This is a genomic window from Paracoccus sp. J39 (genome assembly GCF_000518925.1).
Classification (GTDB): Bacteria; Pseudomonadota; Alphaproteobacteria; order Rhodobacterales; family Rhodobacteraceae; genus Paracoccus.
Genome location: NZ_JAEN01000004.1, coordinates 276,288 through 284,306, shown reverse-complemented (window position 1 = coordinate 284,306; position 8,019 = coordinate 276,288). Strand labels below are relative to the sequence as shown.

Annotated in this window: 6 protein-coding genes; 2 read left to right on the top strand and 4 right to left on the bottom strand. The window is 68.8% G+C overall.

The genetic code is table 11. From position 1 onward, the window contains the following. Positions 1-195 precede the first annotated feature (195 nt). The 4 genes from L632_RS0106320 to L632_RS0106305 all read right to left on the bottom strand — a co-directional run bounded on the left by L632_RS0106320 (position 196) and on the right by L632_RS0106305 (position 4,299). The gene (locus tag L632_RS0106320; protein WP_028711202.1) at positions 196-876 is read right to left on the bottom strand and encodes a D-lyxose/D-mannose family sugar isomerase; all 681 of its coding nucleotides are present in this window, start codon (positions 874-876) and stop codon (positions 196-198) included. A 10-nt stretch (positions 877-886) separates the two neighbouring features. Further along, positions 887-1,336 (bottom strand): isoprenylcysteine carboxylmethyltransferase family protein, encoded by a 450-nt coding sequence (locus L632_RS0106315; protein WP_232220955.1) that lies wholly within the window; start codon positions 1,334-1,336, stop codon positions 887-889. Next, positions 1,333-3,480, bottom strand: a complete 2,148-nt coding sequence (locus L632_RS0106310) for a malate synthase G (protein WP_028716496.1) — start codon at positions 3,478-3,480, stop codon at positions 1,333-1,335. Before L632_RS0106310 ends, L632_RS0106315 begins: the two co-directional genes overlap by 4 nt. Before the next feature lie 171 nt (positions 3,481-3,651). Continuing rightward, on the bottom strand, positions 3,652-4,299 hold the full coding sequence (locus L632_RS0106305; RefSeq protein WP_028716495.1) for a hypothetical protein: 648 nt from the start codon (positions 4,297-4,299) through the stop codon (positions 3,652-3,654). A 149-nt stretch (positions 4,300-4,448) separates the two neighbouring features. Between L632_RS0106305 and pepN the strand changes: the two genes are divergently transcribed. Both pepN and L632_RS0106295 read left to right on the top strand, forming a co-directional pair. Next, the gene (gene pepN, locus L632_RS0106300; protein ID WP_028711206.1) at positions 4,449-6,992 is read left to right on the top strand and encodes an aminopeptidase N; all 2,544 of its coding nucleotides are present in this window, start codon (positions 4,449-4,451) and stop codon (positions 6,990-6,992) included. A 71-nt stretch (positions 6,993-7,063) separates the two neighbouring features. Further along, positions 7,064-7,951, top strand: a complete 888-nt coding sequence (locus L632_RS0106295) for a 1-acyl-sn-glycerol-3-phosphate acyltransferase (protein WP_371255961.1) — start codon at positions 7,064-7,066, stop codon at positions 7,949-7,951. Positions 7,952-8,019 lie beyond the last annotated feature (68 nt).

Here is an 8,019-nt window from a genome sequence, read left to right as displayed (position 1 = left end):
AAACCTCATGCCCAAGCTTCTGCAGATGCGCCGCAGAGGACGGAGTCACCGCAACACGCGCCTCACCCCCAAAACGCTCTCTCAATCCGCCGATCTTCACCAGGCGATCTCCCCTGTTAGCGACTTCCAACGTCCCCCATAGCAGAGCGCAATAATCTTTCACAAGGGCGTGACGGCGGGAGCGATCCGGAAATGTTACGTCACGTCAGAATCGTAATCGCTGACCAGAAGGTGCAGCGGCGCCTCGTCCTCGACGACATTCGCGAACCTGCCGATGGGTGCCGCGAAGATATTGTCGGTCAGATCGTCGTTTACCGTCGAGACCTCGCCGATCAGCACCGGCCCGCCCTCGGCCCAGAATTCATGCCAGTCCCCGGGCCGCAGGGTCACGGATTCGCCCGGCCCCAGCCGCAGCACTCCGCCCGCCGCCACCTCGCGCGGGATGCCGTCGCAATCGACCCGGCAAGGCGCATTGCGGTCCATGCGGCCCTGCGCGTCCGAACCGCAGAGCCGGATGGCCAGGGTGGCGCCCCAGCGGTTGATGATATCCTCGGTCTTGATGACATGGGTATGCATCGGGCTGATCTGGTTTTCCTGCGAAATCAGCAGCTTTTCGGCATAGACCATGCCCCGCCCGGCCTGCAGGTCGGCCAGCCGGCCATTGCGCAGGGTAAAAAGAAACAGACCGAGCCGGTCGAAATCGCCCTGGCCGTAATCGGTGATGTCCCAGCCCAGCCGGCCCTCGCGGATGGCGGGGGTGGCGCGGGCGCGGAACTCCTCGGGGCTCCAATGCGCGAAGGGCGGCAGGTGGAAGCCTGCCTTGCCGATCAGCTCGGCCGCCTCGGCCATGATGCGGTTGATGCGCGAGCGTTCCATGATGACCTCCCTAGATCCAGCGCCTGACCTGCATCCTATAGCGGTCATAGGCGGAACCGAAAGCCGCGGCGATCACCGCCTCTTCGCGCAGGATGAAGCGGCGCTGCAGGAACAGGGCAAAGGCCGGCACCACCACCAGCCCCGCGGGCGCCGCCAGCGCCAGCATCAGCCCGGCCAGCAGAATCACGTCGCCCAGATAGATCGGATTGCGCGAGAAGCGGAACGGTCCGCCGGTCACCAGCACCTCGGGCTGGCGGCCGGGCATGACGGTGGTGCGGGCCCGCGCCATGGTCAGCGCCGCCCAGAGCATCAGCGCCAGCGCGGCACCGATCAGGACCAGACCCGCCCCGCGCAGCCCTCCGGGCAGGGGCAGCGGGATCAGCCATCCCGCCCCCGCCCCGGCCAGCGCGAAAAGCGCCAGCCAGACCGGCGGCAGGGCGGCCAGCCGCGCGACGATCACGCGGCCTGCTGCGCCCGCTCGGCCTTGGCCTGCAGGCGGCGGGCATGCAGCACCGGCTCGGTATAGCCCGAGGGTTGCATGCGGCCCAAGAAGACCAGGTCGCAGGCCGCCTGGAAGGCCACGCCGTCATAGCCGGGCGCCATGGGCAGATAGGCCGGGTCGCCGGCGTTCTGGCGATCCACCACCGCGGCCATCTTGCGGAAGGCATCCATGACCTGCCGGTCGGTGACGATGCCGTGATGCAGCCAGTTCGCCAGCGACTGGGCCGAGATGCGCAGCGTGGCGCGGTCCTCCATCAGGCCCACGTCGTTGATGTCCGGCACCTTCGAGCAGCCGACCCCCTGGTCGATCCAGCGCACCACATAGCCAAGGATGCCCTGGCAATTGTTCTCGAGTTCGCGGGCGATCTCCTCCTCGCTGTAGTTGCGGCCGCCGGCCAGGGGGATGGTCAGCAGGTCGTCCAGCCGCGCGGGCCGGCGCAGGGCCGCGATCTGCGCCTGGCGGGCGAAGACGTCGACCTTGTGGTAATGCGTCGCGTGCAGGGTCGCGGCGGTCGGGCTGGGCACCCAGGCGGTGTTGGCGCCGGCCATGGGATGGGCGATCTTCTGCTCGAGCATCTCGGCCATGCGGTCCGGGATCGCCCACATGCCCTTGCCGATCTGCGCCTTGCCGGCCAGCCCGCAGGCCAGGCCGATATCGACGTTGCGGTCCTCATAGGCGGAAATCCAGGGCTGGGTCTTCATCTCGCCCTTGGCGAGCATGGCGCCCGCCTCCATCGAGGTGTGGATCTCGTCCCCGGTGCGGTCGAGGAAGCCGGTATTGATGAAGGCCACCCGGTGCTTCGCGGCACGGATGCATTCCTTGAGATTGGCCGAGGTGCGGCGTTCCTCGTCCATGATGCCCAGCTTGACGGTGTGGCGCGGCAGGCCCAGCACCTCCTCGACGAAATCGAAGGTCTCGGAGGCGAAGGCGACTTCCTCCGGCCCGTGCATCTTGGGCTTGACCACATAGATCGACTGCGTGACCGAGTTCTTCGGCCCCTCGCGGTCCAGGTCGCGCTTGGCGCAAAGCGTGGTGACCATGGCGTCCAGCAGACCCTCGAAGATCTCGTTGCCCTCGCGGTCCAGCACGGCCGGGGTGGTCATCAGGTGGCCGACATTGCGCACCAGCATCAGCGCCCGGCCCTTGGCGGTGACCTCCGAGCCGTCGGGCGCGGTGAAGGTCACGTCCGGGTTCAGGCGGCGGGTGAAGGTCTTGCCGCCCTTCTCGACCTCTTCGGCCAGGGTGCCGTCCATCAGGCCCAGCCAGTTGGCATAGGCCAGCGCCTTGTCCGCGCCGTCGACGCAGGCGACGGAATCCTCGCAATCCATGATCGCCGACAGCGCCGATTCGATCACGATGTCCGCGATGCCGGCCTTGTCCTGCCCGCCGACCGGGGTGGACGGATCGAGGACGATGCGGATCAGCAGCCCGTGGTTCTTCAGGAAGATGTCGGTCGGATTGGCGCCGTCGCCGCGATGGCCGGCGAACTTGGCCCCTTCGCGCAGCGCCGGGACCAGCGCGCCGTCCTTGACCGACAAAGCCTCGACCGCGGCCCAGGAGCCCTCGGCGAGCGGCGCGGCCGTGTCGAGGAAGTCGCGGCCCCAGGCGATCACGCGGGCGCCGCGCGCGGCGTCATAGCCCTTGCCCTGCGGCAGGTCGCCCAGGGCATCGGTGCCGTAAAGGGCGTCATAAAGGCTGCCCCAGCGGGCATTGGCGGCGTTCAGCGCGTAGCGCGCATTGGTGATCGGCACCACCAGTTGCGGCCCCGCGATGCTGGAGAATTCCGGATCGGTCTCGGGGGTCTCGATCTGGAAATCCTCGCCCTCCGGGACCAGATAGCCGATCTCGGTCAGGAAATCGCGGTATGCGCCGGCATCCTTCGGCTCGGCGCGATGGGCGATATGCCAGGCGTCGATGGCCGATTGCAGCTCGTCGCGCTTGTCCAGCAGCGCCCGGTTGCGGGGGCCGAACTCATGGATCAGAGTCGAGAGCCCTTCCCAGAAACGGCGCGGCTCGACGCCGCTGCCGGGCAGCGCACGTTCGTTGATGAAGGCGGCAAGCCTCTCGTCGACCCGCAATCCTGCCTTTTCCACGCGACCCATGGCATTTCCCCTTGCTTCAAATGTCCGGCTGGCTTGGTGCACCGTGGTATGCCAAACGGCCGCCCGTTTCAACCGGCCCGATCCTCAAGCATTCCGCAATTCACTCTTGCGGATAAATTGAAAATCCGCCGCCCGGAGGACCGGACGGCGGCGTGCAGCCCCAAGGGGCGATCAGTTGTTGGCCGGCGGCGGCGTGGTGGTGGTGGTTTCACCGGCCGGAGGCGTGGTGGTCTCCGGCTCTTCCACGGTGATGGCGTCGTCCAGCGCCTCGCCGGCGTCCTGCATCGCCTCACCCGTCGCCTCGGCGGCGCTCTCGGCGGCTTCCTGTGCAGAGGTCGCGGCCTCGCCCGCGGCTTCGGCGGCGTCCTGGGCGGCTTCGCCGGCCGCGCTGGTGGCGTCCTCGACCGCGTCGTTCACCGCGGTGCCGGCGGCATCTGCGGCATCCTCGGCGGCGGTGGCGGCCTCGCTGGCGGCTTCTCCCGCGGCTTCGGCGGCATCCTCGGCGGCGGTCGCCGCATCCGAGGCCGCGTCGGCGGCGGGCTCGGTCGTGGTGCCGATCGGCTCGGTGGTGGCGCCGTCGACGGGTTCGGTGGTGGTCACCGCGGCATCCTCGCCGGTGGTGGTCGCGCCCTGGTCGCGGCCCATGAAATACTGCAGCACGAAATAGGCGATGGCCAGGGCCAGCAGGATGCCGATGATCAGCGGCAGCGGCGAGGCGCGACGCTCGACCGGCTCGACATAGGTTTCGGGCGCGGCGGCCGGGCGTTGCGGATCGGTGCCTTCCGTCCGTTTCGGATCGTTCGGGTCGTAATGGGCCATGCTTGTTCCTCGCTCTTCTGGTTGGCGCTTGCTGCTGGTCGGCCGGGACGGACCCCGGCTTGCGACCCGGCTATCCTGCGTCTAACACTTGGGTTTCGCACAAGTTCCCCTGTGCCGTCGATTTTTTTCACCTGCCCGGAAGGTGCCGCATGACCGTCACGCAATATCTCGCCGACTGGCGCCCCTATCCCTACGAGATCGCCGAGACCCGGCTGGAATTCGACCTCACCCCCCGCGCGACGCGGGTGCGCTCGCAGATCGACTTCCGCCGCAAGGGCGCGGGCGACCTGGTGCTGGACGGGGCCGGGCTCAGGACGCTGTCGCTGGCGATCGACGGCCGCCCGCTCGACCCCGCGCAAGTCGCGGGCGAGCGGCTGGTGATCCCCGCCGCCGACCTGCCCGACGCCTTCACCTTCGCCGCCGAGGTCGAGATCGACCCCGAGGCGAATACCGCGCTGGAGGGGCTTTACCTGTCGGGCGGCATGTTCTGCACGCAATGCGAGGCCGAGGGTTTCCGCCACATCACCTGGTATCCCGACCGCCCGGACGTGATGGCGCCCTTCCGCGTCACCATCCGCTCGGACAAGCCGGTGCTCTTGTCGAACGGCAACCCGGTCTCGCAGGCGCCGGGCCAGGCCGTCTGGCACGATCCCTGGCCGAAGCCCGCCTATCTGTTCGCGCTGGTCGCGGGCGATCTGGTGGCGGTCCCGGACAGTTTCACCACCATGTCGGGCCGCAAGGTGGCGCTGAACGTCTGGGTGCGCCCCGGCGACCAGGACCGCGCCGGCTATGCGATGGAATCGCTGATCCGCTCGATGAAATGGGACGAAGAGGCCTACGGGCGCGAATACGATCTCGACGTGTTCAACATCGTCGCCGTCGATGATTTCAACATGGGCGCGATGGAGAACAAGGGGCTGAATATCTTCAACTCCAAGCTGGTGCTGGCCAGTGCCGAGACCGCGACCGACGGCGATTACGAGCGCATCGAGGGCGTGATCGGCCATGAATATTTCCACAACTGGACCGGCAACCGCATCACCTGCCGCGACTGGTTCCAGCTTTGCCTGAAGGAAGGGCTGACGGTGTTCCGCGACCAGCAGTTCACCAGCGACATGCGCTCGGCCGCGGTCAAGCGCATCCATGACGTGCAGACCCTGCGCGCCCGCCAGTTCCGTGAGGATGCGGGCCCCTTGGCGCATCCGCCGCGCCCCGATCATTACCAGGAGATCAACAATTTCTACACCGCCACGGTCTATGAAAAGGGCGCCGAGGTCATCGGCATGCTCAAGCGGCTGGTGGGCGATCAGGGCTATCGCCGGGCGCTCGACCTGTATTTCGATCGCCATGACGGCCAGGCCTGCACCATCGAGGACTGGATCAAGGTCTTCGAGGACGCCACCGGCCGGGACCTGACCCAGTTCAAGCACTGGTATACCGATGCCGGCACGCCCCGGCTGACGCTCTCCGAGGACTGGCAGAACGGCCGCCTGACCCTGAATTTCCGCCAGGAGACCGCGCCCACCCCCGGCCAGCCGGAAAAGCGGCCGCGGGTCATTCCGATCGCGCTCGGCCTGATCGGCCCCAATGGCGACGAGGTGCTGCCGACCACGGTGCTGGAGATGACCGAGGCCGGGCAGAGCTTCCATTTCGACGGGCTGGGCGCGCGGCCGGTGGTCTCGCTGCTGCGCGGCTTCTCGGCGCCGGTAACGGTCGCGCGCGAGATCACCGCGGACGAGCAGGCGCTGCTGCTGGCGCATGACACCGACCCCTACGCGCGCTGGCAGGCCGGCCACGACCTGGCACTGGACGGGCTGATCGCGCGGGCGGCCGGGGGCGAAGGCGGCACCGGGTTCGGCCGCGCCATCGCCGGGCTGCTGGACGATGCCGAGGCCGACCCGGCCTTCGCCGCGCTCTGCCTGGCGCTGCCCGGCGAGGAGGAGATCGCGACGACCATCGCCGCCCGCGGCCAGATCCCCGACCCCGAAGCCATCCATGCCGGGCGCGAGGCGCTGGCCCGCGACATTGCCCAAACGCATGAGCCGGCTCTGGCCCGGCTCTACGAGGCGATGCAGACCCCCGGCCCTTACAGGCCCGATGCCGAGGGCGCGGCGCGGCGCAGTCTGCGCCTGGCCTGCCTGGGCCTGCTGTCGCGCATCGACGGCGGCGCACGGGCCGAGGCGCTGTTCGGCGCCGCCTCGAACATGACCGAGCGGCAGGGGGCGCTGGAATGCCTGATCGCCGCCGGCCGGGATGCCGAGGCGCTTGCCGCCTTTGCGCGGGAATTCGCCGGGAACCGGCTGGTCATGGACAAGTGGTTCATGGTCCAGCCGCTGCGCGCCGCGCCCGGCCGCGCCGTGGCCCGCGCCCGCGACCTTGCCGCGCGGCCGGATTTCGACTGGAAGAACCCCAACCGCTTCCGCGCCCTGATCGGCGGGCTGACCGCGAACCATGCCGCCTTCCACGCCGCCGACGGTTCGGGCTACGGTTTCACCGTGGACTGGCTGATGCGGCTCGATCCGGTGAACCCGCAGACCACGGCGCGCCTGTGCTCGGCCTTCGAGACCTGGACGCGCTACGACGCCGGCAGGCAGGCCCATGCCCGCGCCGCGCTCGGCCGGCTGGCCGCCATGCCCGGGCTGTCGCGCAATACCTCCGAGATGGTTACGCGCATCCTTGCCGGTGGCGCCTGACCCCGGTCGAACCACCCTTGCGGGTATCCGGCGGGCGCGGCAATACTGGCCCCATGGATGCCCGCGAGGACATGAAACGCCGTCTCGATCCGCTGATTGCCGAGCGGGCGCCCTGGCTTTTTTCGGGCCGGAGGCACCACGCTCTGGCGCGTCGGGCGCTGATGTGGCTCCTGCGCTATCCGCGCACGCTGGACCTGGCGGCCGAATACCGCGACCTGCCGACGGACGAGGTCATGCGCCGCATTGCCGCGCTGATCCTGCGCGACCTGCGGGTCGAGGGACTCGAGCATATCCCGGCCACCGGCCCGGCGCTGATCGTCTCGAACCACCCGACCGGCATCGCCGACGGCATCATGCTGAACGCGGTGATCACGGCGGTGCGCGACGACCTGTTCGTCTATGCCAATCACGACATCCTACGCATCCTGCCGCAATTCGACAGCCTGATCGCCCCGGTGGAATGGCGCGTCGAAAAGCGCAGCCACGCCAAGACCCGCGCCACCATGGATTACACGCGCGAGGCGCTGGGACGCGGGCGGATCGGCCTGATCTTCCCCTCGGGCCGGCTGGCCAAGCGCCGCGGCCTGACGCTGCACGAGCGGCCCTGGATGGCCAGCGCGGCAATGATTGCGAAGAAGTTCGACGCGCCGATCATCCCGCTGCGCATCCGCGCCCGGAACTCGGCGCTGTTCTACCTGCTCGACGCGATCCACCCGACACTGCGCGACGTGACGCTGTTCAACGAGGTGCTGAACAAGGCGGGCCAGCCCTTCCGTGTGACCATCGGCCCCCCGATCCCGGCCGCGTCGCTGCCCGGCCGCAGCGAGGACGGCATCGCGCTGCTGCGGGACGCAGTTCTGGCCCTGCCCGCGCCGGGCCAGAACGCCGTGCGCATGTCGCAGATCCGCGGCCTGTTCCAGCGCCGCCACGCGCTCGCCAAGCCGCGCCCGATCGAGTGAGGGGCGACGCCGCCGGGACTGAAAACTCGCATGAGTATTTGGGAAACGGTGAAAAGCGGTGCTGCGCC